The sequence below is a fragment of the Duganella fentianensis genome (assembly GCF_964031615.1).
In the GTDB taxonomy this organism is placed as follows: Bacteria; Pseudomonadota; Gammaproteobacteria; order Burkholderiales; family Burkholderiaceae_D; genus Rugamonas; species Rugamonas fentianensis_A.
Map to the genome: position 1 here is coordinate 471504 of NZ_CAXIQN010000020.1, position 23007 is coordinate 494510.

Annotated in this window: 19 protein-coding genes; 6 read left to right on the forward strand and 13 right to left on the reverse strand. The window is 62.1% G+C overall.

Annotation, left to right across the window (positions count from 1 at the left end; translation table 11 throughout):
- Window positions 1–11: 11 nt before the first annotated feature.
- From ABNT42_RS16555 to ABNT42_RS16565, 3 genes are all read right to left on the reverse strand, one after another.
- Window positions 12–1151: an efflux RND transporter periplasmic adaptor subunit gene (locus ABNT42_RS16555; protein WP_348698780.1), complete on the reverse strand. Its 1140-nt coding sequence runs from the start codon at window positions 1149–1151 to the stop codon at window positions 12–14.
- A 77-nt stretch (window positions 1152–1228) separates the two neighbouring features.
- Window positions 1229–2779, reverse strand: a complete 1551-nt coding sequence (locus ABNT42_RS16560) for an efflux transporter outer membrane subunit (protein ID WP_348698782.1) — start codon at window positions 2777–2779, stop codon at window positions 1229–1231.
- Between the two features lie 151 nt (window positions 2780–2930).
- Window positions 2931–4490 carry a S53 family peptidase gene (locus ABNT42_RS16565; protein ID WP_348698784.1) on the reverse strand — a complete coding sequence of 520 codons (1560 nt, stop codon included), beginning with the start codon at window positions 4488–4490 and terminating at the stop codon, window positions 2931–2933.
- 230 nt (window positions 4491–4720) lie between these two features.
- Between ABNT42_RS16565 and ABNT42_RS16570 the strand changes: the two genes are divergently transcribed.
- The 4 genes from ABNT42_RS16570 to ABNT42_RS16585 all read left to right on the forward strand — a co-directional run bounded on the left by ABNT42_RS16570 (window position 4721) and on the right by ABNT42_RS16585 (window position 11494).
- On the forward strand, window positions 4721–6382 hold the full coding sequence (locus ABNT42_RS16570) for an alkaline phosphatase family protein (RefSeq protein ID WP_348698786.1): 1662 nt from the start codon (window positions 4721–4723) through the stop codon (window positions 6380–6382).
- Window positions 6383–6553: 171 nt separating this feature from the next.
- A complete protein-coding gene (locus ABNT42_RS16575) occupies window positions 6554–8938 on the forward strand; it encodes a M1 family metallopeptidase (protein WP_348698788.1) in 2385 nt (794 codons plus the stop codon).
- Window positions 8935–9447, forward strand: a complete 513-nt coding sequence (locus ABNT42_RS16580; protein ID WP_348698790.1) for a DUF6702 family protein — start codon at window positions 8935–8937, stop codon at window positions 9445–9447. The genes ABNT42_RS16575 and ABNT42_RS16580 overlap by 4 nt, the downstream gene beginning before the upstream one ends.
- A 67-nt stretch (window positions 9448–9514) precedes the next feature.
- Window positions 9515–11494 (forward strand): TonB-dependent receptor, encoded by a 1980-nt coding sequence (locus ABNT42_RS16585; RefSeq protein WP_348698872.1) that lies wholly within the window; start codon window positions 9515–9517, stop codon window positions 11492–11494.
- Window positions 11495–11530: 36 nt separating this feature from the next.
- Here ABNT42_RS16585 and ABNT42_RS16590 read toward each other — a convergent pair whose 3' ends face one another.
- The 3 genes from ABNT42_RS16590 to ABNT42_RS16600 form a co-directional block, all read right to left on the reverse strand.
- Window positions 11531–12229 carry a Crp/Fnr family transcriptional regulator gene (locus ABNT42_RS16590; protein WP_348698792.1) on the reverse strand — a complete coding sequence of 233 codons (699 nt, stop codon included), beginning with the start codon at window positions 12227–12229 and terminating at the stop codon, window positions 11531–11533.
- Window positions 12230–12380: 151 nt separating this feature from the next.
- Window positions 12381–12623 carry a hypothetical protein gene (locus tag ABNT42_RS16595; protein WP_348698793.1) on the reverse strand — a complete coding sequence of 81 codons (243 nt, stop codon included), beginning with the start codon at window positions 12621–12623 and terminating at the stop codon, window positions 12381–12383.
- A gap of 89 nt (window positions 12624–12712) precedes the next feature.
- A complete protein-coding gene (locus tag ABNT42_RS16600; protein WP_348698794.1) occupies window positions 12713–13714 on the reverse strand; it encodes an alpha/beta hydrolase in 1002 nt (333 codons plus the stop codon).
- Window positions 13715–13866: 152 nt separating this feature from the next.
- Between ABNT42_RS16600 and ABNT42_RS16605 the strand changes: the two genes are divergently transcribed.
- Both ABNT42_RS16605 and ABNT42_RS16610 read left to right on the forward strand, forming a co-directional pair.
- Window positions 13867–14712 carry a universal stress protein gene (locus tag ABNT42_RS16605; RefSeq protein ID WP_348698796.1) on the forward strand — a complete coding sequence of 282 codons (846 nt, stop codon included), beginning with the start codon at window positions 13867–13869 and terminating at the stop codon, window positions 14710–14712.
- Between the two features lie 36 nt (window positions 14713–14748).
- Window positions 14749–15594, forward strand: coding sequence for a universal stress protein (locus ABNT42_RS16610; protein ID WP_348698798.1), 846 nt, complete (start codon window positions 14749–14751; stop codon window positions 15592–15594).
- A gap of 8 nt (window positions 15595–15602) precedes the next feature.
- Here the strand turns inward: ABNT42_RS16610 and ABNT42_RS16615 are convergent, their stop codons facing one another.
- The 7 genes from ABNT42_RS16615 to ABNT42_RS16645 form a co-directional block, all read right to left on the reverse strand.
- Window positions 15603–17741 carry a TonB-dependent siderophore receptor gene (locus ABNT42_RS16615; RefSeq protein WP_348698799.1) on the reverse strand — a complete coding sequence of 713 codons (2139 nt, stop codon included), beginning with the start codon at window positions 17739–17741 and terminating at the stop codon, window positions 15603–15605.
- A 170-nt stretch (window positions 17742–17911) separates the two neighbouring features.
- The gene (locus ABNT42_RS16620; RefSeq protein ID WP_348698801.1) at window positions 17912–18967 is read right to left on the reverse strand and encodes an FAD:protein FMN transferase; all 1056 of its coding nucleotides are present in this window, start codon (window positions 18965–18967) and stop codon (window positions 17912–17914) included.
- A 52-nt stretch (window positions 18968–19019) separates the two neighbouring features.
- The gene (locus ABNT42_RS16625) at window positions 19020–19334 is read right to left on the reverse strand and encodes a c-type cytochrome (RefSeq protein ID WP_348698803.1); all 315 of its coding nucleotides are present in this window, start codon (window positions 19332–19334) and stop codon (window positions 19020–19022) included.
- Between the two features lie 103 nt (window positions 19335–19437).
- The gene (locus ABNT42_RS16630; protein ID WP_348698805.1) at window positions 19438–19983 is read right to left on the reverse strand and encodes a nitrous oxide reductase accessory protein NosL; all 546 of its coding nucleotides are present in this window, start codon (window positions 19981–19983) and stop codon (window positions 19438–19440) included.
- Window positions 19980–20804 (reverse strand): ABC transporter permease subunit, encoded by an 825-nt coding sequence (locus tag ABNT42_RS16635; protein ID WP_202416623.1) that lies wholly within the window; start codon window positions 20802–20804, stop codon window positions 19980–19982. Before ABNT42_RS16635 ends, ABNT42_RS16630 begins: the two co-directional genes overlap by 4 nt.
- The gene (locus ABNT42_RS16640) at window positions 20788–21744 is read right to left on the reverse strand and encodes an ABC transporter ATP-binding protein (RefSeq protein ID WP_348698808.1); all 957 of its coding nucleotides are present in this window, start codon (window positions 21742–21744) and stop codon (window positions 20788–20790) included. Before ABNT42_RS16640 ends, ABNT42_RS16635 begins: the two co-directional genes overlap by 17 nt.
- Window positions 21725–22987, reverse strand: a complete 1263-nt coding sequence (locus tag ABNT42_RS16645; protein WP_348698873.1) for a nitrous oxide reductase family maturation protein NosD — start codon at window positions 22985–22987, stop codon at window positions 21725–21727. The genes ABNT42_RS16640 and ABNT42_RS16645 overlap by 20 nt, the downstream gene beginning before the upstream one ends.
- Between the last annotated feature and the right edge of the window lie 20 nt (window positions 22988–23007).

The window sequence follows — 23007 nt, forward strand, 5'->3', positions numbered from 1 at the left end:
TGCGGCCTTCCTTAGTGTTCCTGCGGCGTCGGGCTAGGATTGTTGGCCGGCTGCACCTTGTTGTCGATCACGGCTGGCGTACCGTTTTTCAGCTTGAGCTGGCCGCTGGTCACCACCACCTGCCCTGCTTTCAAGCCCGTCAGCACAGCCACCTGATCGCCACGGGTCGGGCCCGTGGTCACAAACACCTGCTGCGCCACCAGCTGGGCATTGCCCTTGTCATCTTTAGGCCCATCTTTGGCCGTCGAAGGCGCCAGCACGAACACGGTAGCACCGTATGGATTGTAGGTAATCGCCGTCTGCGGCAGGGTCAGGTATTCCTTTTTCTCGCCCTGATCGAGGCTGACATTGGCAAACATGCCGGGCAGCAGCTGACGCTTGCCATTCGGCACAGTAGCCTGCACCTGTACATTACGCGTGGCGGCATCGACTTTCGGGCTGATCGAGGTAACCTTGCCGGCGAAGGCTACACCGGGGTAGGCATCGGCCGTCAGATTGAGTTTCTGGCAGATCGACAGACCGGCCAGCTGGCGTTGCGGCACGAAGAAATCGACATACACGGTATCGATGGTCTGCAGCGTCACCAGCTTGTCGCCCGCATTGAGGAACTGGCCGGGATTGACCGCCGTAATCCCCAGCTTGCCGGCAAACGGCGCGCGGATCGTCTTCTTCTCTACCAGCGCCTGCTGCTGGGCCACCTGCGCCTTGCGACTTTTCAGGTCGGCTTCGTCGGCATCGAGCTGGGCCTGGCTGATGGCCTGCGCGGCGAACTGCAGCTTGTCGCGCTTGAGCACGGAGGCCGACAGCTCGGCCGCTGCCTGCAGCGCCTGCAGCTGGGCTACATCGGCTTCCGCATTCAGCGTGAACAGCACCTGACCGGCGCGCACTTCTTCGCCCGAGTGGAAATGCACCTGCCGCACCATGCCCGCCAGTTCGGTACTCACATCCACCCCGCGCACCGGCATCAGCGTGCCGACCGAATTAATCTGTGGCTGCCATGCCGACAGCTCGGCCTTGATGGCAGTCACCGTCTGGGCACCGGGCTTGGGTGAAGAAGCGATCAGCTTCTGGATCTGCAGATATTTACCGAACGCCAGTACGGCGATCAGCACCACTACGCCACCTATCATGATGAACATGCGCTTGGTCATGAATCAGTCTCCTGCCTGAAGATCAAAGGAATTAAGATTTGGGCAGCGCTAGCGCTGCCGTCGAACGGGAATACGGATTAACGGCTACTGCCTGCAGCACCGGCACTGCTGCCATACACGGGCGCGGCGGAAACGGCACTGGCTGCAGCGGCACCACCGTTGCGGTTCCACCAGCCGCCACCGAGTGCCTGAAACAGCGCCGCCGTATCGGCGTAGCGCGCCGCCTGCGCCTGCACCAGCGCCACGTGGGCCTGCTGGTAGCTACGCTGGGCATCCAGCAAGGCCAGATAGCTGATGCCGCCCAGCTTGTACTGGCTGGTGGCCAGCGCCAGTGCTTCAGCAGCCAGCGCATCGGCTTCCGCCTGCGCTTTCAAAGCCGCCGCATCGCTTTCCAGTGCGCGCAGGCTATCGGCCACGTCCTGAAACGCGCTCAGCACAGTGGCACGGTATTGCGCGGCCGCGCCGTCATAGGCAGCTTCGGCTGCGCGCTTTTTGGCACTCAGTGCGCCGCCATTGAAAATCGGCGCCGTCAGATTGCTGGCCAGACTCCATGCCGTGGTTTCCGCGTCGAACAGCTTGCCGAAACTCTGCGCCGAAGAACCATAGCTGCCGCTCAGCGTCAGCTGGGGATATTGTGCCGCCGTCGCCACGCCGATGGCGGCACTGGCCGCATGCAGCAGCTCCTCGCTGGCGCGGATATCGGGCCGCTGGCGCACCAGTGCCGATGGCAGCGATACCGGCAGTTGCTGGGGCAAAGTCAGCGATTCCAGCGTGAAGTCGGGCAGGCCGCCCTCGCCCGGCAAACGCCCTGCCAGCACGGCCAGCTGGTGGCGACTCTGCGCCAGCGCTTTTTCCAGCGGCGGCACACTGGCACTGACCTGCGCCAGCTGGTTACGCTGGCTCAACAAGGTAGTACGGGGGATCGCGCCCAGTTCGAACTGCTTCTCGATCACGGCCAGCTGTTTGGCTAGCGCCTGCTGCACTTCCTGGGTAGCCTGCAACTGGGCACGCAGCGAAGCGCTGCGGATCGCCGTGGTTACCACATTCGCACTCAGGCTCAGATAAGTGGCTTCCACCTGAAAGCGCTGATAGTCGACCTGCGCCTGTGCACCTTCCAGCGTGCGCCGGCTGGCCCCGAAGACGTCGGGCGTATAGGCCACCGCCACCGAAGCGTTGTACAGCGTGAACACCCCGCCACCATTGCCGGCACTGGCGGGCTGTTTTTCTCGCGCCACACCAAGCTGACCGTTCACCGAGGGATAATTGAGACTGCCGGCCTGCGCCTTATAGGCTTCCTGCGCCTGGCGCAAACTGGCTTCGGCCGCTGCCATGCTGGGGTTCTGTGCCAGCGCAGCGCGCACCAGTTCGTCCAGTGCGGGCGAACCGAATAACTGCCACCACATTGCCGGTAATTCCTGCCCCGCCACAAACTGCTGGGCCGCGCCACCATTCACACCCGCCACCGAGGCGGTACTGGCAGGCAAGGCCGTGGCGGTATAACTATTGCCCGCTGCGGCCGGTGCCTGCGGCTGTTTGAAATCCGGCCCCAGCGCGCAGCCGCTCAGTGCGACAGCGGCGCTCAGCGCCATGGCCAGTGTGCTGCGTTGCAGTAGATGTTTTTTTCTCACAGTGCCCCCACAAAATGGCCGCAGCAAAGCAGCGCAAAATCGGGGCGCTGCGGCGACCAGCTAGCTGAACAAATCCGTAGGGGCACATATTCGCATTTTTTGCCCCGTCAGTGTGTCTTTTTATTATGCGCGGCGAGCCCCGTCTGTCTCCTCATGCACTGAGTAGCTGGAGCAGACGCCCCCCCACAGGGCTGCCCCAGCCGCTGCCCGCATCCCAGCCCGGCACGGCGCTCATGGCGCCATTCGTGCCCTGCGCCACATCGCGCGTGGCGCCCTGCCCGCGCAGCGCCCCATACAGCAAGGGTTGCAGAAAGCCCACGGGATAGCCTAGTTGCTGGTTGATGCGCGCCAGCAGCCCCGTCCACAGGGGCGCCACGGCACTGGTACCGCCCACGATCTGCTCCTGACCGTTGACGCGGATACAATAACCGCTGGCCGGATCAGCGTGCCCCGTCACATCGGGCAGGCCACGAAAGCGCACCGACTCGCCCAGCAGCGCCTGATAACCGGGCCGGCTGAAATAGCGGCTATAGCCGCCGCCTGACGCCAGCGCAGGGCCGCCGTTCCACACCACTTCGCACAGATCGCAATCGGCATTGATGGCAATGCGGGTGCCGCCACAGGCCAGCGCATGGGGCGCCGAGGCGGGAAAATCCACATGCAGCGCGCCGTCATCCACCCCATCGGTGGCGCCATTGTCGCCGGCCGCGCACAAGATGGTCACACCCATGCTGGCGGCCAGACTGAACACCTGCTCGATCGCGCTCATGGCCTGCTCCGTCCACGCCGTTTCCGGCGCACCCCAGCTGATGGAAATGATGGACGGCTTGTGCACGTCGTCGTGCACGGCGGCGGTGACGGCATCCAGAAAGCCCCGTTCGCTATTCGGCGCGAAGTACACGGCGATCAGGGCGGCAGGTGCCAGCGCGCCAGCTATTTCGATATCCAGCATGACTTCGATATCGGCACTGGCATCGTGACCGGGCCGGTTGGCGCCATGATCAACTGCGATGCTGCGCACCCTTGGCGGCTTCAAACCCAGCGATTTAAAGTAGGCGCGCAAGTCGGCGGCGCGGCTGCCGCCCCCCAGTTCGATCAGCCCTATGCACTGGCCACTGCCGTCCAGCCCGGGTGGAAACTGGTACATCTGCGCCAGTTGCGGCGGCGTATAAGCCAGTTGCACCGCGCCCGTAACACTGCTCTGGACCGCGCGCTGACGGAAGCGCGGCGTGGCTATCGGCCGATCATCGAGGCCGAACACGCCCTCCACCACCTCGGCCAGTTCGGCCGGCACGGTGAGCTCGCCGGTACGGCCGCGGAAATTGCCATCGCCCGTCTGATACTGCAACAACTGGGCACCAAACAGTCCCGCCATCTGCTGGGCCGGCCCGGACAGCACCACATGGCGCTGGGCGATACTACTACCCAGCACATGCAGACCATGCTTGCTGGCAAAATCACGTACCTGCTGGATGTCGGCGCCACTGGCCCCATGCGCCTGCGCGCACTGGGCGCGGCTCAGGTAGACCCGCTGGCGCGGCAACTGCTCGCCGCGCGCGGCGGCATCGTCGCCCGTATCACTGCCGGCCGCGCGCAAACGCAGGGTAATTTCCAGCGCCAGCCCGCCATCCACCGGACCGAGCGCACGCGCACCGGGCAAGGCGGCCTGCGCACTGCCGGGCAGAATCCGGGGTTGGCTGATAGTCGGCATGATGGACTCCTTGCATGGTGACGCCTGCGCTCAGGCTAATCCGACAATACTGCGCCAGCAAAGCTGCCGGTTGAGGCAGCACAGAGGTGCCCGCACTCGGCACCCCGGGCTACCTGCCGCCATGGCCCCGGCCAGATTGTCATCTGGCGGTCACAAGCAGGGGCTAACATTTGCGCCACAACGTGATACGCTATGCGCCGTCTTATCTTTAAAACCATCACCGACATCTTATGATCAAGCCACTGTCCCTGTCCGCTCTTGCCGTTGCCAGCGCCCTGCTGGTGCAACCTGCTGCCCACGCCGCCCCAGCCAGCAGCCCCGCCCAGCCCAAGCTGGTGGTAGTACTGGTGGTGGACGGCCTGCCTAACGAACAGGTACTGCGCTACCGCGACCAGTTCGGTCAGGGCGGCCTGCGCCGCATGCTCGATCAGGGCGCCTCGTTCAACAATGCTCATCAGGCACACGGCATTACCGTGACGGCCATCGGCCACAGCGCCGTACTGACGGGCGCCTACCCGTATGTACACGGCATCATCGGCAATAACTGGATCGACCCGAAGACGGGCAAATCGGTCTACTGCACGGAAGACACCAACTACCACTACCTCAACGAGGAAACCAAGCCTAGCGACGGCACCGCCCCCACCCGCCTGAAAGTCGACACGCTGGGCGACCAGCTGCGCTACGCCACCGGCGGCAAGGCCAAAGTGGTGGCCGTGTCCGGCAAGGACCGTGGCGCGATTCTGCTGGCCGGCAAAACCGGCACGGCCTATATGTACATGGACAAGACGGGCAACTTCGCCAGCAGCAGCTATTACATGCAGCAGCATCCGGCCTGGGTGCAGCAATATCAGGCAGGCAAACCGCAAGACCGCTACTACGGCAAGACCTGGGCACCGCTGCTGCCGGCTGCCGCCTACACGGGCGACGCACCGGAAGAACTGAATCAGGTCAAAGCGGGCACGCACAACCGCCTGCCGTTCAGCTACTACAGCGAAAGCGGCAATATCGATGCCGATTACTACAACCTGCTGAAAACGGGCCCGTATCTGGACCAGCTGACGCTGGACTTCGCGCGCGCTGCCGTGGAAGGCGAAAATCTGGGCCGCAATCCGGCCGGCGTACCCGATCTGCTGGGGGTCAGCCTGTCTGCCCATGATTATGTGAACCATGCCTTCGGTCCGGAAAGCAAGCTGTCGCACGACCACCTGCAACGGGTAGACCGCATGCTGGCCGAGTTCTTCAACTACCTCGATAAACGGGTAGGCATGGACAATGTGCTGGTCGTGCTGACGGCCGACCATGGCTTCCCCAACACGCCGGAATTCTCCCGCACCCAGCACATCGATGCCGAACGTATTGATGGCAACGCCATGATGAAGGCGCTGGACAAACATCTAAGCGATAAATTCGGCGGTGCCAAGCTGCTCAGCGCCTGGTCGCTGCCGAATATCCATCTGGATTATGTGCAGATCGAGAAAAGCGGCCTGAAACGCGAGGAAGTGGAAAACGCTGCGGCCCGCTTCCTGCTGGCGCAAAAAGGCATCGTCGAAGCTTACACCCGCACCCAGCTGGAAAGCGGCGCCGCCAACACCACCCGCATGGCCACCCTGATGCGCCGCGCATGGAACCGCGAAGCCTCCGGCGACCTGATGATCGTGGCCAAGCCTTACTGGTACTTCGGTACGGGTGTGAGCGGCACTTCGCACGGCTCGCCCTACGCCTACGACACCAATGTGCCGCTGCTGATCATGGGCAAACGCTGGATCAAAGCGGGCGCCTACGGCCAGTACGCCGAAGTGGTGGACATTGCACCGACGCTGGCCCACCTGCTGCGCATCCGTCCGCCTGCAGGCTCGGAAGGCCGTGTACTGACCGAATCCTTGCAATAAACTAGTAATCAAGGGGCCGCGCCGCAGCGGGTCTGTTCCTGACGGGAACAGACTTTATTCGGCGCGCGCACTTGTCACATAGTTTGTATTTTATTGTATCAGCCGCTTAATCTTGGAAAGATTGCTATACACTAGCTTTTTTTCTTTGGGTAAACATAGGATACACAAACTATGCGCAAGACTTTTGGCTTTATGGCCCTGTGCCTGACGGTTTCCGCCTACGCTGCCGAACCGTTCGACGATAAATTCCGTCAGCTCGACGAAGTCCTTCCCTCCCCGAACACCTATCGCACCGCTTCCGGTGCACCCGGTGCGGCCTACTGGCAGCAGCGCGCCGACTACACCATCCGCGCCACGCTGGACGAAAGCAAACGCGCCATCAGCGGCAGCGAACAGATCCGCTATCACAACAATTCTCCCGACACCCTGCACTACCTGTGGGTGCAGCTGGACCAGAACATCTATAAAAAAGATTCCGACGCGCGCAAGATGCTGACCCAGCCTTCGCGTGAAGCGTGGGCCAAGCCCCGCACGCCGGAAGACGGCTTCAAATTCGAAGGCATGCGCGGCATACTGGCCGGCCTCGATTTCGAAGGCGGCTTTAACATTAAAGCCGTCACGGCTGGCGGCCAGCCGCTGAAACACGTGATCAACCGCACCATGATGCGCATCGACCTGCCCACCCCGCTCAAGCCGGGCCAGAGCTATGCCTTCAACATCGACTGGTCGTACAACATCAACGAACAGAAAGTGCTGGGCGGCCGTTCCGGCTACGAGCACTTCGAGGAAGACAAGAACGATCTGTTCGAAATCGCCCAGTGGTTCCCCCGCATGGCCGCCTATTACGACGTGATGGGCTGGCAGCACAAGCAGTTCCTCGGTTCGGGCGAATTTACGCTGGAATTCGGCGACTACGATGTGCAGCTGACCGTGCCGGCCGACCACGTGGTGGCCGCCACGGGCGAGCTGCAGAACATGGGCGAGGTACTCACGCCGGCCCAGCGCGAACGCTTCAACAAGGCCCGTACGGCCAGTGCGCCGGTCGTCATCGTGACGCAGGAAGAAGCGGAAAAAGCCGAGAAGTCGGTCAGCAAAGCCTCCAAAACCTGGCACTTCAAAGCGGCCAATGTGCGTGACTTCGCGTGGGCATCCAGCCGCAAATTCATCTGGGATGCACAGGGCTACAAGAAGGACGGCAGCAACCTGATGGCGATGTCCTACTATCCGAAGGAAGGCAATCCGCTGTGGGGCAAGTACAGCACCCAGGCCATCATCCACACCATCGAGCAGTACAACAAGTTCAGCTTCGACTATCCCTACCCGACCGCGATTTCCGTCAACGGCCCCGTGGGCGGCATGGAATACCCGATGATCTCCTTCAACGGCCCGCGCCCTAGCAAGGATAAGAAGACGGGTGAACTGACCTGGTCGCAGCAGACCAAATACGGTCTGATCGGCGTGATCATCCACGAAGTAGGCCACAACTACTACCCGATGATCATCAACTCGGACGAGCGCCAGTGGACCTGGATGGATGAAGGCCTGAACACCTTCGTGCAGTATCTGGCCGAGCAAGCATGGGAAGACAACTACCCGTCGCGCCGTGGCGAGCCACGCAACATCGTTGACTACATGCGCAGCCAGAATCAGGTGCCTATCATGACCAACTCCGAATCGCTGCTGCAATTCGGTAACAACGCCTATGCCAAACCGGCTACGGGTCTGAACATCCTGCGCGAAACCATCCTCGGCCGCGAACTGTTCGACCACGCATTCAAGGAATATGCCCGTCGCTGGAAGTTCAAGCGCCCTACGCCGGCCGACTTCTTCCGCACCATGGAAGATGCGTCCGGCACCGACCTCGACTGGTTCTGGCGCGGCTGGTTCTACACCACCGATCCGGTCGACATCAGCATCGACGGCATCAGCGAATACGGCGTGAGCACCAAAGATCCGGAAAAAGAGAAAGCATGGAAGAAGGCGCAGAAGGAAGCCCAGCCTATTTCCGTATCGGAACAACGCAACAAGGAACTGCCTAAGCGTCTGAACAGCCATCCGGAACTGAAGGACTTCTACAACGAGCATGACGAATTTACGGTCACCAACAAGGACCGGAATATGTATGCGGAAGCCATCGAGAAGCTGGAACCTTGGGAAAAAGCCTTGCTGGAACAGGGCAAGCACCTGTATCTGGTGGACTTCTCCAATCTGGGCGGTCTGGTCATGCCGCTGATTCTGGAAGTTGAACTCAAGAGCGGCAAGAAATACGTCGAGCGCATTCCGGCCGAAGTATGGCGCTACTCGCCGAAGAAGATCACCAAGCTGATCGTCACCGACGAGCCGATGGTGGGGCTGACCCAGGACCCGTACTGGGAAACTGCCGACATCGATACCAGCAACAATAGCTGGCCCCGCAAAGTCACCCAGTCGCGCGTGGAACTGTTCAAGACCGAGCGTGACCGCAACAACCTGATGCGCGACTTTAACACCCCGCTCAAGACCAAGGGCAAGGATGGCAAAGACGGCAAGGACGGTAAGGACACAGCCGCCGAATGAAGTGCTATCCGACGTTGCTGGCGCGGATGACGCGCTGCATGATGCTAGCCAGCGCTGTGCTGGCAGCAGGCAGCGCAGCCGCCCATAATTTCCACATGGGGCTGGCCGACATCCGCTATAACGCCCGCAGCGGCAACACCGAGATCGTGCACACCTATACGGCGCACGATCTCGCCACCCTGCTGATCGATCTGTATGGCCGCAATCTGGATCTGGGCCAGCCGGACAGCGAAGCACCGCTGCGCAAATATGTGGAACGCCAGTTCTATCTGGAAGATCCCAGCGGCCGTCGGCTGCCCCTGCAATGGCTGGGCGTCAAGGCTGATGCCGACACGGTCACCATCTTTCAGGAGATCCCGGACCGCAAGCTGGCGCCAGCCACCCGCATCCATAACGCCGTGCTGATCGACTTCCAGCCGGCGCAGAAAAATACCGTCAATGTACAAACCGATGGCCCCATCCAGACGTTCATCTTCGACCAACAGCACACCACGCTGGAAACCCGCTAGTCCGGCCACGCTGGCCATTTCTATCGCCCTCACCTTCAGCACCCACGCACTGGCCGACGATCTGCACATGCAGCGCGTGCTGGTCGATGGCAGCCGCAGCAACCCGCTAGGCGTAGCCGATGCCGCCAGCATGGGCAGTATCAGCCAGCAGGAACTGGCCCAGCGCGGCGTCTACCGCGCAGCGGAAATGCTGGAAGCCACACCCGGCCTGATCGTCAGCCAGCATAGCGGCGAAGGCAAAGCCAACCAGTTCTACCTGCGCGGATTCAATCTCGACCATGGCACCGATCTGCGTACCACCGTGGACGAGATGCCCGTCAACCAGCGCAGTCACGCGCACGGTCAGGGCTGGACCGATCTGAACTTTCTGATTCCCGAACTGGCGGTGCGACTCGACTACAAAAAAGGCCCGTACTCGGCACTGGACGGCGATTTTGCTTCTGCCGGTGCCGTCTCGGTGGTGTATGCCAACCGTCTGCTGCAAGGTGTGGCCAGCCTCACGGGCGGGCAGAATGGCTATGCGCGCACACTGCTGGCGGACTCGCTCGACATAGAACGGGGCGGCCAGATGGGCAGCCTGCTGTATGCGCTGGAACTCCAGCATAACGATGGCCCCTACACCCGGCCAGACGACTATCAGAAACTCAACGCCGTACTGCGCTACAGCGAAGGCTATGCCAGCAATGGCTTCCATGCGGGCCTGATGCTGTATCGCGGCAACTGGAACGCCACCGACCAGATTCCCCTGCGCGCCGTACAGGCCGGCAGCTTAGGTCGCTACGATGGCATCGACCTGAGCGACGGCGGCAGCGCGCACCGCTACAGTCTGTCCGGCGGCTGGCGACGCAGCAGCGACGCCAGCGCCAGCAGCATCAGCGCCTATCTGATCGCCAGTCAGCTAGCACTGTATTCCAACTTCACCTATTTCATGGAAGACCCGCTGCATGGCGACCAGTTTGCCCAGCCCGATCAGCGCGTGACCAGCGGCCTGCAGGCTAGCCATAGCTGGCACCAGCACGGCAGCGACGGCAATGGCAGTACCACCACACTGGGACTGCAACTACAGAACGACAACATCCACAACGCCCTGCTGCGCACTCAGGCACGCCAGACGCTTGCCGTCACGCGGCAGGATCACATCGTCGAATCAAGTGCCGGCCTGTATCTGCAGCAGCTGACGCGCTGGAGCGATAGTCTGCGCAGCACCGTGGGCGCGCGCTACGATGACTACCGCTACGATGTGCGTAGCGACCGCGCGGCCAACAGCGGCAAGGCCGATGATCACCTGTTCAGCCCCAGTATGAATCTGGTGTACAGCCCGTGGCAGCACAGCGAGTTCTACGCCAATCTCGGCAACGGCTTCCACAGCAACGATGCCCGCGGCACCACCTTGCGCATCGATCCGGCCAGCGGCGACAAAGCCGATGCCGTCACGCCGCTGGTGCGTTCGCGCGGTATGGAACTGGGCGCGCGCAGCAACTGGCTGCCCGGCCTGCAAAGCGTGATCTCGCTGTACCGGCTGGACTTCGATTCGGAACTGAGTTTCATCGGCGATGCCGGCAACACCGAGGCAGGCCCACCCAGCCGCCGCTACGGCATCGAACTATCCAACTACTATAAGCCGCTGCGCTGGCTCTCTATCGATCTCGATCTGGCCTATGCGCGGGCGCGCTCGCGCGAGGTGGCTGCGCCGGACGACCGCATCGCCGGCGCCATCGAAGGTACAGGGCAGCTTGCCATCAATGTGGACAATGGCGGGCCGTATTCGGGCTCGCTCAAGTTGCGCTATTTCGGCCCCCGTCCATTGACTGAAGATAACAGCGTGCGCTCGCACAGCAGCCTGACACTGAATGGCCGCCTAGGCTGGAAGCTGCGCAAGCATCTGCAACTGGAAGTGGAAGCTTTCAATCTGACTAACCGGCGCGATTCCGCCATCGACTATTATTATGCCTCGCGCCTGCAGGGCGAAGCGCAGGCGGTCAGCGATGTGCACTTCCATCCGATCGAAGCACGCTCCCTGCGCGCCACGCTGACCCAGCGCTTCTAGCCCTGCGCCGCCAGCCAGCCCTGCACACGCCAGCACTCAGCTGGCGACGTAGCAACTGCCGGCACGCCGTTCTACCGCACTGCGGTCCAGCACCACCACCGTACCGCGCCGATACTCGATCAGTCCATCCTCCTGTAGCTTGCCGGCACAGCCGGTAATGCTTTCGCGCCGCACGCCCAGCAGGCTGGCTATCATCTCCTGCGTCACCTTGAGTTCGTTGGAAATCGAACGGTCCAGCCTATCGAGCAGCCAGCGACACAGGCGCTGCTCGATGCTGCCGTGGCGTACCCCTGCCACCGTCTGGGCCAGCTGGGCAAACAGGGCGCTGGCATGGCGCATCAGTTGCTGGGCCAGCGCGCCGCCATCAAAGAAGGCCGTGCGCAACACGGCCGAACGGATACGGTAGCCATAGCCAGCCGTCTGTACCACCGCCGTGCAATTGGCGCATTCACCCTGGTACATGGACACGCCCACGACGCCCTCGCGACCGACCACGGCGATTTCGCTGGCACCGCCATCTTCCGTCACATATTGCAGCGAGACGATAGCATTGGTGGGAAAGTAGGCGCTATCGATAGGCTGTCCCACATCGAACAGATGCCTGCCCGCTGCCAATGGCATCAGTTCCAGATGCGCGAACAAGGCTATCAGTTCTTCGCGCGATAGTGCACGCAGCAATGCGTTCTGCTGCGCGCCCAGCAGGCTGATCGGGGCATTAGCGGTGTGAACAATCATGGCAGTCCTCGTTGTGCGTTGCCGGTCTATGCGACCTGATGAACACAACTATAGCCACGCTGCGTGTCTCAGCTTATAGGCGCATGACACCGTGCTATGTAGGCAGGAAACATAAGGCCCTGTGGTCCCCGTCCTACAGCAGGGTCGAACACTACACCTTGAACTTGAAGCGCGAAGCAGTTTCCAGCAGGCGGTCATCACGCCCGCGCAGACGGCCCGGATTGCGCCGGTGTTCCGGTTCCGTCAGCACGCGCTCGATCACCGTGGCAGACACGCCACGGGTGCGCAGATACGCCGCAGCGCTATCGACGCCCTGCCTATCGGCAACCTCAATCCCGGCTTCAACAATTTCTGCACCGGCATCATCGGGCCGGAAAGTATGGATGGTGGACATGCTGTACTCCCCTAGCGTCTACACACCTCCTGATTGTAGACGGCGTTACGCATGCTGCAAGGTCGGATTGCGTGCCAGACGCAAGCGGGCTAGCGCTGCGGCAATTGCTGCTTCAGGAAGGTAAGCGTTGCATCCACCGTGGGCTGTAGCCATGGATCAAACATCCAGAAAGAATGCGGCGTCTGCGGCAGAATCACGCTAGCGCTCGCTACACCGGCCTGCTGCATGCGCGCCATCATATCCTCGCGTCCTACCGAAAAGCGCGGCTTGCTACTGCCGATAAACAGGATGGGCGGCATACCGGCGCGCACATATTGCACAGGGGAAGCTTCGCGCCAGCGCGCAGTCTGTTCGGCATAGCGGCCACCAAACCAGGCACCGGCGGCAGACGGCTGTTTGGCCGGATCATCTTCGTGCTGCAGGGCTGCCGGTGCGGTGAAATCAGACAGACCATCGATATTGATGATGGCCTGCACGGCGGCAGAAACGACGCTACCGGCCGGCTCTGCATCGAACTGCGGCAAGTGGGCCGTGACACCGGCCAGACTGGCAATCTGACCACCGGCCGACCCGCCGGCCAGCGCAAAGCGCGCGCTATCGAGCTGATAGTCGGCCGCGTGACTGCGCAGCCAGCGCACGGCAGCCTGCACATCATGAATGGCGGCCGGATAGCCCGCTTCGCCCGACAGGCGGTAGCTGATCGTAGCGGCGGCCCAGCCCTGCTGCGCCAGCCTGACGGCCATCGGTGCGAACTCGTCGCGGAAGCCGGAACGCCAGCCGCCACCATGCACCAGCACCACCAGCGGATGGGAGCCGCCCGCCCGTGGCAGATACAGATCCAGTTGCAGGCAACGGTTGCCGTATTGCACGTAAGTCAGACTTTCTACCTTGCGCACCCCATCCGGCACGGCCGCACTGGCAATCTGGATAAACGGGTAGTCCCGTTGCAGCTTGGTGTAGGTGTGCGCAGCGTCATAGGTGTTGGCCGGATCAGCCGCCGGCACCACACAAACAGGCTCGGATGGTGTCGCCGAAGCAACACCAGACAGGCAGAACAGCCCACTCAGCAGCACCACTTTCCACCGCAACATCAACCTTGCCAGAACCATGGGAAACCCCGTAAAAATCAGGGCTGCCAGTATGCCATAGCGCCTGAACGAAGGCTGGGAATTTTGATCCAGATCAATCAAATGCCAGCTTGAAATCCCTACGATGACTGTATAGCACATCACAGGAGGCATCAATGTCGTACAAGACCATCGTTGTTCACGTCGATCAGTCGCGCCATGCAGAAAAACGGATTGCCCTCGCGGCCGAAGTGGCACGCAATTTCGACGCCCATCTGGTAGGCGCAGCGTCCAGTGGTTTCACGCGCGAGTTCTATCGCAATAGCAGCGTGATGTACGCCGGCCCGATTCCCCTGCCGGAACTCGATGTGCTGACCCGCGCCGCCCAGCAGGCGCTGGAAGGTTTCGAACAACAGGTTCAGGCAGCGGGCGTGACGTCCTACGAGCGTCGCATCAGCGACGACGAAACGGAAGTGACCCTGCTGCAGCAAGCCCGTTATGCCGATCTGGTCGTACTGAGCCAGAGCGACCCCACCGACGATGCCAGCAAGCTGCTGCGCGGCCTGCCGGAGAGTATCACCCTGAATAGTGGCCGCCCCGTGTTGCTGGTGCCGTATGCAGGCGAATTCAGCAACATTGGCCAGCGTGCGCTGGTCGCCTGGGATGGCAGCCGTGCCGCCACCCGTGCCATTACCGATGCGCTGCCCCTGCTGCGCCGTAGCGCTGCCGTCACGCTGGTGGTGTACAACGCCGATCAGCAGGCCGGCGTGCATGGCGAACAGCCGGGTGCCGATATGGCGCTGTATCTGGCGCGCCATGGCGTGAAGATCGAAGTGATGTCGCAGAAAACCCCGGCCGGTCTGGATGTGGGCAATGCCCTGCTGTCGCTGGCGGCCGATCTCGGTAGCGATCTGATCGTGATGGGCGGCTATGGCCACATGCGCTGGCGCGAAATGATCATGGGCGGCGTGACCCGCACGCTGCTGCAGACCATGACGGTTCCTATCCTGATGTCGCACTGAGCCTAAGTCATTGAGCTTAAGTCATAGAGGTTTAGCATGAGTTATCGCACCATCCTGCTGCATGCCGACATGGCGCACCATGCAGGCGCCCGCTACACGCTGGGCTGCCGGCTGGCCGCCATGCTCGATGCCCACCTGATCGGTGCGGCAGCCACCGGCATTTCGCGTTTTGCACCGGCTGCCGTGGCAGCCGGCATCTGGCCGCTGACGGCAGAGCACATGACGCAGATGAGCGATAACGCCAGCAAGGCGCTGGAAGCTTGTGCACTGAGCGCCACCGCGCATGGGGTGAATTCCTACGAGAGCCGTCTACTCAGCGACGATGCCGCCAGCGCCCTGCTGCTGCAATCGAGCAGTAGCGACTTGCTGGTACTGAGTCAGGACGACGGTAACGAAACGCTGGCCGACCGTGCCAGCGCGCTGGTACCCTCGCTGCTGCTGCATGGCGCCCGCCCCATCCTCGTGGTACCGAAAGTCAGCCGCCTTGCACTCGATGTCGCCCCCTGCCAGCACCCCTTGCTGGCGTGGGATGGCAGCAACCATAGCGCCCGCGCGCTGCTCGACGCCCTGCCGCTATTGAAACTGGCGCGTCAGGTAACGCTGCTGGTACTGAACGCAGAGCAGCATGCAAGCCAGCACGGCCAGCAGGCTGGCGCCGACATGGCGCTCTTCCTCGCCCGCCACGGCGTGCAGCTAGAACTGATTAGCGACAGCACCGAACTGCCCGTGGCCGAAGCCATACTGGCACAGGCCCGCACGCTCGGCAGCGATCTGCTGGTCATGGGCGGCTACGGCCACACGCGCTGGAGCGAGGCCGTACTGGGCGGCGTCACCAGCACCATCCTCGACACCATGGACATCCCCGTGCTGGTAGCACACTAGGCGCCTGCTCAGAACTTCAGGTGCAGATTGGCGCGGATGGCGCGTGGCGAGCCGGGCGTGATGTTGTTATCGCCGTTGGCCGCCGCGTAGTATTTGCGGTCGGCCAGATTTTCGATATTCAGCTGCGCCGTGCAGCCATCATGCAGGGTGTAGAACAGCGCGGCATCGATGCGGGTGTAGCCGGGCAGCACCACCGCATTACTGGTCGAGGCATACATGTCGCTACGACGTATCAGCCCCAGACCAGCACCGAGCCGGTCATTTAACTCATAGCGGTTCCACAGCGACAGCGTGTGGCGCGGCACCGCGTTCACGCTTACGCCATTCAGGGCCGTAGCCGACACATTGGTCAGCAGCTTGGCATCCTGATAGGCATAGCCGCCCTGCACCTGCCATGCCGGGGCCAGCTTGCCGCTGACCGACAATTCCAGCCCGTTGCTGCGCTGTCCGTCCACCAGCCTATCGACGATGCCGGTCGCGGGATTGGCCACTGCCACGTTGTTGCGGTTAAGCCGGTACAGCGCCAGCGTGGCCAGCAGGTCGGGGCTGTACTGCAGCTTGGCACCAGCTTCGTAGTTGGTGAATTTTTCCGGCTTCAGGCTTTGATTCACCACCGTCAGGCTGCTCAGCTGGTCGCCGCCACGGGGCACACTGGCTACGCTGTAATTGGCATACAGTGACAGCATGTTGAGCGGTTTGTACACCAGTCCCATACGGGGCGATATCAGATTATCGCGGCTGGACAGATCAGCCGCCGCCGGCAGCAAGGCACGCACGCCTGCTGCGACATTGTTGTGGTAATCGAGCCGGAACGCATCGTAGCGCAAGCCTGCCACCAGCTGCCATTGCGGATTGAAGCTGATCTGGTCCTGCAGGTAGAGCGCCGCTACCGTGGCTTTGCTGCGGCCATCGCGGTCCGAATTACTCCCGCCCAGCACATAGGTGACGGGCAACGCTGCATCAGCCTGTGCCAGCGGCACACTGATGCTGCTGGCCTGATTGGAGAACAGGCCGGTCTGGCGCAGATAGTCGGTGTTCTGCTGGCCCAGTTCCATCCCTGCCAGCAACTGGTGGCTGATGGCACCCTGCTGTAGCAGCATGGTCAGGTCAGTCTGGTTAAACAGGTTCTTGCGCCACTGGTGGTTGTTGTAGGCACTCAGTGTGACCCGGCTGGTGGCAGCGTTGACGGCGCCCGGCGTAATGTTCTGGTACAGCTTGTCGTAGCTGGCATAGCGCGTCTTGTTCGATAGTTGCAGGCCGCCGGCGAAACGATGTTCGATCTGGCTGCTGAACGCATCGGCCAGCACCCGTGCCGGACGGGTCTCGGCAGCGGGATTGCCGAAGAAGGCATCTACCGGCAAATCTAGTGGCCGCCCGTTGAGCGAAGGCACGCCCCGATCGGCCGTGCGGTAGTCCTCGAAATGCTCGTAGCCCAGCACCACACTGGTGGCCCGGTCCGGCCGGAGCGCCAAAGTAGGATTGATGCCCTTGCGCTGCAGGCTGTAGGCGCGCTGGTAGCCGCCCGAATCTTCCGCCAGTGCCGCCACCCGCACAGCCAGTGTATCGTTGATAGCCTGCCCCAGATCCGCTGCCAGGCGGCGTTTGCGGAAATTACCGGCCGTCAGATCGAGCGCGCGCTGGGTGCTGAAATTGGCCTGCTTGCTGACGCGGTTAATCACCCCGCCGGAACCGCCACGGCCAAACATCATGGCGTTCGGTCCCGTCAGCGCATCGACCTGTTCGACGTTGTACAGGTCGCGGTAGTACTCGGTATCGTCACGCACGCCGTCCATATAAAAGTCGCCCGAAGCGCTGGTGCTGCCGCGGAAGACAGGCGCATCGCGGTTGCCTTCGCCGCTAGTCATGCCTATGCCGGGCACATAGCGCACCACATCCGCCATGCTTTGCATGGACTGGTCGCGCATCAGCGCTTCGCCGATCACTGTCACCGACTGCGGTAGATCGGCCAGCGCCGTATCGGTCTTGGTGGCCGTGCTGACGGCTTTCACCAGATAGCCTTCGGCAACGGCACTGGCGTTGACATTGATGGTGGCTAGCGTCTGTTCGGCGCTGTGGGCACTCGCCGCAAAAGCCAGTGTCAGCAGCGTGGCGATGGTATGGCGACGGGCAAGGGGAATAGCGTGCATGGGAGCTCTCTCAGTCAAACAGTAATGAGATTCATTATCATTTAAGCTCAGAGCCCCTCGCAAATGCGGCGCTGATTTACATGATCTATCTTAAAAAAAAAACCGCGCTCCCCCTGCCAGTGAAGCGCGGTCGGCAAACGAGTCGCCAAGCTGATGCAATGGTTAAGTGCTTAGCGTAGGCTGCCAGCGATACGCTGCTCCATGGCTGGCGTCAGATACACCTTGCGCTGGGTATCGACCAGCAGCACCTCCTTCAGACCGAGCCGCTCGGCCATGGCCTGCCAGCCCGCCGGCCCCGTGATAAATAGGGGCTTGGAATTGCCGTCCGAGCGTAGACCGGGCGCGCTGCCGCCACTGGTAATGATGGTGACAGAAGCCACCAGATCGATCGGATAGCCTGTGCGCGGATCGATGATATGGGGCCGGCGCTTGCCATCTTTCATGAAGTAGCGCTCGTAATCGCCACTGGTGCCTATCGCTTCGTTATCGTTGAGTGCCACGCTGGTCAGCGTGCCACTGCTGCGCGGATCGCGTATGCCCACCTGCCATGCATGGTTGCCGGGTCGGCCTATGGCCAGCACATTGCCACCGATATTAATCAGGGCTGCCTTGGCATGGCCTTCGCGCAGAATAGTGGCAGCACGGTCGAGCGCATAGCCTTTGGCATAGCCACCCAGATCGATCATCACGGCGCGGTTTACACTGCTGATGGTGTTGCCCTTGTAGCGCAGATCCGTCAGACTGGGCTTAGCCTCTACCCAGCGGTGGATTTCTGCCGCATCCGGCTGCTGCGCTTCGATACTGCTGCTCTGGAAGCCCCACAGGCGGATCAGATGGCCGATGGTGGGATTGAATAATTCGCCCGACTTGACGGAAAGCTGGGTGGCCGACTTGAGCAGGCCGACCATTTCCGCGTCGGCCACAAATGGCTCGCCACGGGCGATGGCATCGTTCAGCCCCGTCAGCATACTGGGCTCCCATGCATGGAATTTGTGGTGCAGACGGTCGAATTCGGCCAGCACCTGTCCGGCCAGCAGATCGGCGCGCTGCTGCGAGCCGCCGTAAATGGTCACAGCTACCGTGGTGCCGAATACGTGGCCGGTCGTTTTATAGGTGCTTTCGCTGCTATTGCAGGCCGCCAGCAGCCCAGCCAGCAGGACCAGTGCAGGCAGCATCAGCAGCCAGCGCCAGCGGCCTACATCCTGCTTCACATCCGCCCTATCCATCCAATTTCTCCTGAAACCTGTGGCCGCCACAACGGGCGGCCAGCGTCACAACTTATTTGCCTTTGCCCACCATGAAGTCGATGGCGGCTTTCATCTCATCGTCCTTCAGGCCGGGATTACCACCGCGTGGCGGCATCATCTTGAAGCCTTTAATAGCATTGCCATACACCGTCGCCATGCCCTGCGCCACACGTGGCTTCCACGCTGCGGCATCGCCGACTTTAGGCGCGCCCATCACGCCCGTGCCGTGACAGGCCATACAGGTAGCCTGATAGATTTTTTCGCCATTGGCAGCAGGTGCTGCGCTGGCAGTCGCAGTTGCGAAGATCGCCGGCAGCAAGGCTGCCAGTAGAAAAGTGTGTTTCATGTGCTCTCTCTCTGAGGTCAAAATTGGCCAACGCCACCCAGCGGCGCCGGTACTGCTATGGGCCGTCGCCAGCCCGATCCCTTGATGGCGATTGCCACCGTGCTTAGTGCCCCATGCCGTTGTCATGCATGCTGTCCGACGAGCGGTTCAGCATGGCCGTGGTGATCTGCTCGAAGCGCAGCACCTTGCCACCGGCCTTCTGCACCAGCGCTTCGGCGTCGGCCTGCTGGGCGAACGGCACGATGGTCGGCCCCATCGAGCCTTGTGCACTGCTGCCCACCACATACACGGCATCGCGCGCAGCGATCCAGTTGCCGCGCGGGTGCTGCCAGTCAGCCTTGCCCATGTCCTGCACGTAGTAGCCGCTGACAGCGCGGCGCTGCTCCGGCGCCAGCATGGCGCCCAGCAGTTCCATCACATCACAGAAGTACTCGGTCTGGTTGTCGGCATAGCGCACCTGCGCTTTGGCGCCGGGAAAATCGCGCAGCAGCATGCCGTCCAGCGCACAGGCAGCCTGATCGTCCGGCTCCAGTGCCTGCAACGGCGCCGTCGTGCGCGAGCAGGCCGCCAGCAGCAGGCCGGCCAGCAGCATAGGCCAGCGCGCGCGGCGCGACGTCTGGGCAGCAGTAACGGAAACGGGGTAAGTCATGAAAATCTCCTATGAGCGAAATAGAATGGCAGCAGCATCCAGCCCAGCATCACGGCCACCAGTACGGCCGGATGGGTCCAGGCCGATGGCATGACCGTGGCCAGGCCATACATGCCCTGTGCCTGATCGGAGCTGAACACGTTCAGCAGCCGGAATACATCGGCCGGATTGAGCATCAGCAGCGCGGCAAACACGCCGCTGCTGATGCCGCCCTGACTGGCCACCAGTGCGCCCATCAGCAACAGATCGAATACCAGCACGAAGAAGAACCACAACGCCAGTGCCGTGCCGCTGGCGCGCACGCGGTCGCGCGCCCACACGGAAATCAGCATGGCAATACTGAGGAATGCGAGTCCCATCAGCACAGCGCTACCAACGAAACCGGCGTAGCGCCAGCCTTCGGCCACACTGAGTTCGGAAAACAGCGGCAGCAGACCAGCACCGAAACCGATGGCGGTAGCACTGGTGAGTGCGGCGGCAAGACCCAGATATTTACCCAGCAGGACTTCCAGCCGCGAGATGGGCATGGTCAGCAGCAGTTCCAGCGCACCCCGTTCGCGTTCGCCGACGATGGTGTCGTAGCCAAGAATCAGCGCAATCAGCGGCACCAGATAGATCACCAGACTGGCCAGACTGGCGATAGTGGCTTCGATGCCATGAAAGCCCACCTGCCCTTGCTGGGCCGCGCCGAAATAGGCGATGGCCAGTGCAAACACGGCAAACACCAGCGCCACCGCCAGCACCCAGCGATTACGCAATCGGTCGCGCCACTCTTTACTGGCGATCACCGCCACCTGACGCCACTCAATGGACATGTGCATACGCCGCTCCATAACCGAGAAATACCTGTTCCAGTGTCGATTCGTGTACTGCCACATCGCTAGCCATCGGCAGCAAAGCGGTCAGCACGGCCATCTTGTCGGCCGCAGCGCAGCGCACACTCAGGCGCTCGGCCTGCGTGCTGACGTTGAGCACCTCGCGGCTGCTGGCCTGCACGGCGGCCAGCGCAGCCAGTGCCTGCGGCTGCTGCAGCGGCGCCACCGTGGCCACCACGGTCAGCGGCAGCGCCATACCTTGGCGCAGTTGCGCCAGCGTGCCCTGCGCCGCCACGCGGCCACCATGCATGATGAGCAGATGGTCCACCCGCTCCTGTATCTCGGCCAGTATGTGCGAAGTGATCACAATGGTGGCGCCGCGCGCACGCACGCTATCGAGGATGGCGTAGAAATCGGCGATGCCCTGCGGGTCCAGCCCGTTGGTGGGCTCATCGAGGAAGATCAGTTGCGGCTCGCCCAGCAGGGCCTGCGCCAGACCAAGGCGCTGGCGCATCCCTTTGGAATAGGTCTGCACATGGCGACCGGCAGCAAGCGTCAACCCCACCAGCTCCAGCAGATCGGCGCAGGCGCTACGCGGCACCTGCTTCAGATCGGCGAACAGTTGCAGCACTTCCGTGCCGCTCAGATTATCGTAAGTGACGAAGTTCTCCGGCAGGTAGCCGATCTGGCGGCGGGTCTGGCGGAACGCGGCCGCGCCGGTATCCTGTCCCAGTACCTTGATGCTGCCGCTAACGGGCGTGAGTAAGCCCAGCATCAGCTTGAACAGCGTGCTCTTACCGGCGCCGTTATGGCCGATCAGGCCGAACATTTCGCCTCGGCCGATATCGAAGCTGACATCCTGCAGCGCCGTGAACGCGCCAAACTGATGGCTGATGCCACGCAGGCTGATGGCGCTCGTAGCAGTTTCAGCGTGGAGTGATTTCATTCCATTTCTTCCAGTTCTGGTGATAAGGCTGCATGCGCGGATGGCGGTCGATCACGCTGGGGGCACGCAGCAGAGGGAACTGACGGGCCACAAAGCGCAGCGTGCGCAGCGAAGGGCTGGCCGCGAGCAGCTTGAGCATGGGGTATTGCCAGTTCAGGCGGTCGACCAGATCATTGGCTTCGTAAGGCACATCGCCTTTACCATCGCCATCCTGATCCCAGCCGCTGTAATTGCTCCAGTAATTAGCGCGGTTGCGGCCCCATTCCACATCCTTGGCGGCGACGAAGCGCACCTGTTCCTGATTGCCGATAAAGTCGTTACCGTCGATCTGGTTATTCGAGGAACCGGCCGACAGGTGCACGCCGGTGCGGTTATTCAGCACCAGATTGTCGCGCACGATGTTGTACTCGGCGTCGTAGATGAAGAAACCGCGGTCATTACCGACCACCACATTATTTTCGATCAGCGAATCCTGTATGGTGCGCAGCATGATGCCGTGGTCAGTATTGCCCCACGCCAGATTGCGCCGCACCACCAGATTGCGCACTTCCATCAGCGCCAGACCGGCGCGGCTCAGATAGACTTCATTGTCTTCCCACGTGCTGTGGTTGGTATTCATGTAGTGCGTACCGTAGCGCACGTGGTGGATGCGGTTTTCGCGGAACAGCGCCTGACGCGACACATCGACATAGATGCCGTCACGGGTCGAGCTGATATGGTTGCCGATCACCTGCACGCCCGTGGTGTCATAGATCTGGAAGCCGTTGCCGCGCTGCGCCGATTGCAGATCGCGCCGCCCCGTCACGGTATTGCGCAGCAGGCGCGCATCATCCGAGCGCTCCAGCCACACACCGAACAGATTAGCCACCAGCGTGCAGTCGGCCAGCTGGAAACGGTGCGAGCCGGGCAGCACATAGATGCCCGCATTCTGCGCCGTCAGATCGCTGCCGCTGTCGCGCACGATCAGCCCTTTCAGAATCACATCGGCCGCATGCACGCGTATCGTGTCGCCCCTGCCCTGCCCGCTGATGACTGGATGCCCCACCCCCTGCAGCGTCAGCGGCTTCTCGATCAGCAGATTCTCGTTATACGTACCCGCTTCGATGCGCAGCGTGTCGCCCGCATGGGCACGGCCTACTGCGGCGGCGATCGACTCGCCGGCGCGCACGGGCAGCACGGCAGCACTGGCCACCGAAGCTGCCAGCCACTGCGCGCCGACCAGCGCCAGCAGCATTAGCAGCATCAACGGCCGCCCCGGCCCAC

What these genes read in the sequence shown, in the direction of transcription:
- ABNT42_RS16605 (WP_348698796.1), top strand. Translation starts at nt 13,867, where the DNA reads ATGTCGTACAAGACCATCGTTGTTCACGTCGATCAGTCGCGCCATGCA.
- ABNT42_RS16615 (WP_348698799.1), bottom strand. Translation starts at nt 17,741, where the DNA reads ATGCACGCTATTCCCCTTGCCCGTCGCCATACCATCGCCACGCTGCTG.
- ABNT42_RS16585 (WP_348698872.1), top strand. Translation starts at nt 9,515, where the DNA reads ATGCAGCGCGTGCTGGTCGATGGCAGCCGCAGCAACCCGCTAGGCGTA.
- ABNT42_RS16645 (WP_348698873.1), bottom strand. Translation starts at nt 22,987, where the DNA reads ATGCTGCTAATGCTGCTGGCGCTGGTCGGCGCGCAGTGGCTGGCAGCT.
- ABNT42_RS16640 (WP_348698808.1), bottom strand. Translation starts at nt 21,744, where the DNA reads ATGAAATCACTCCACGCTGAAACTGCTACGAGCGCCATCAGCCTGCGT.
- ABNT42_RS16580 (WP_348698790.1), top strand. Translation starts at nt 8,935, where the DNA reads ATGAAGTGCTATCCGACGTTGCTGGCGCGGATGACGCGCTGCATGATG.
- ABNT42_RS16630 (WP_348698805.1), bottom strand. Translation starts at nt 19,983, where the DNA reads ATGACTTACCCCGTTTCCGTTACTGCTGCCCAGACGTCGCGCCGCGCG.
- ABNT42_RS16610 (WP_348698798.1), top strand. Translation starts at nt 14,749, where the DNA reads ATGAGTTATCGCACCATCCTGCTGCATGCCGACATGGCGCACCATGCA.
- ABNT42_RS16570 (WP_348698786.1), top strand. Translation starts at nt 4,721, where the DNA reads ATGATCAAGCCACTGTCCCTGTCCGCTCTTGCCGTTGCCAGCGCCCTG.
- ABNT42_RS16625 (WP_348698803.1), bottom strand. Translation starts at nt 19,334, where the DNA reads ATGAAACACACTTTTCTACTGGCAGCCTTGCTGCCGGCGATCTTCGCA.
- ABNT42_RS16635 (WP_202416623.1), bottom strand. Translation starts at nt 20,804, where the DNA reads ATGCACATGTCCATTGAGTGGCGTCAGGTGGCGGTGATCGCCAGTAAA.
- ABNT42_RS16565 (WP_348698784.1), bottom strand. Translation starts at nt 4,490, where the DNA reads ATGCCGACTATCAGCCAACCCCGGATTCTGCCCGGCAGTGCGCAGGCC.
- ABNT42_RS16575 (WP_348698788.1), top strand. Translation starts at nt 6,554, where the DNA reads ATGCGCAAGACTTTTGGCTTTATGGCCCTGTGCCTGACGGTTTCCGCC.
- ABNT42_RS16555 (WP_348698780.1), bottom strand. Translation starts at nt 1,151, where the DNA reads ATGACCAAGCGCATGTTCATCATGATAGGTGGCGTAGTGGTGCTGATC.
- ABNT42_RS16600 (WP_348698794.1), bottom strand. Translation starts at nt 13,714, where the DNA reads ATGTTGCGGTGGAAAGTGGTGCTGCTGAGTGGGCTGTTCTGCCTGTCT.
- ABNT42_RS16620 (WP_348698801.1), bottom strand. Translation starts at nt 18,967, where the DNA reads ATGGATAGGGCGGATGTGAAGCAGGATGTAGGCCGCTGGCGCTGGCTG.
- ABNT42_RS16595 (WP_348698793.1), bottom strand. Translation starts at nt 12,623, where the DNA reads ATGTCCACCATCCATACTTTCCGGCCCGATGATGCCGGTGCAGAAATT.
- ABNT42_RS16590 (WP_348698792.1), bottom strand. Translation starts at nt 12,229, where the DNA reads ATGATTGTTCACACCGCTAATGCCCCGATCAGCCTGCTGGGCGCGCAG.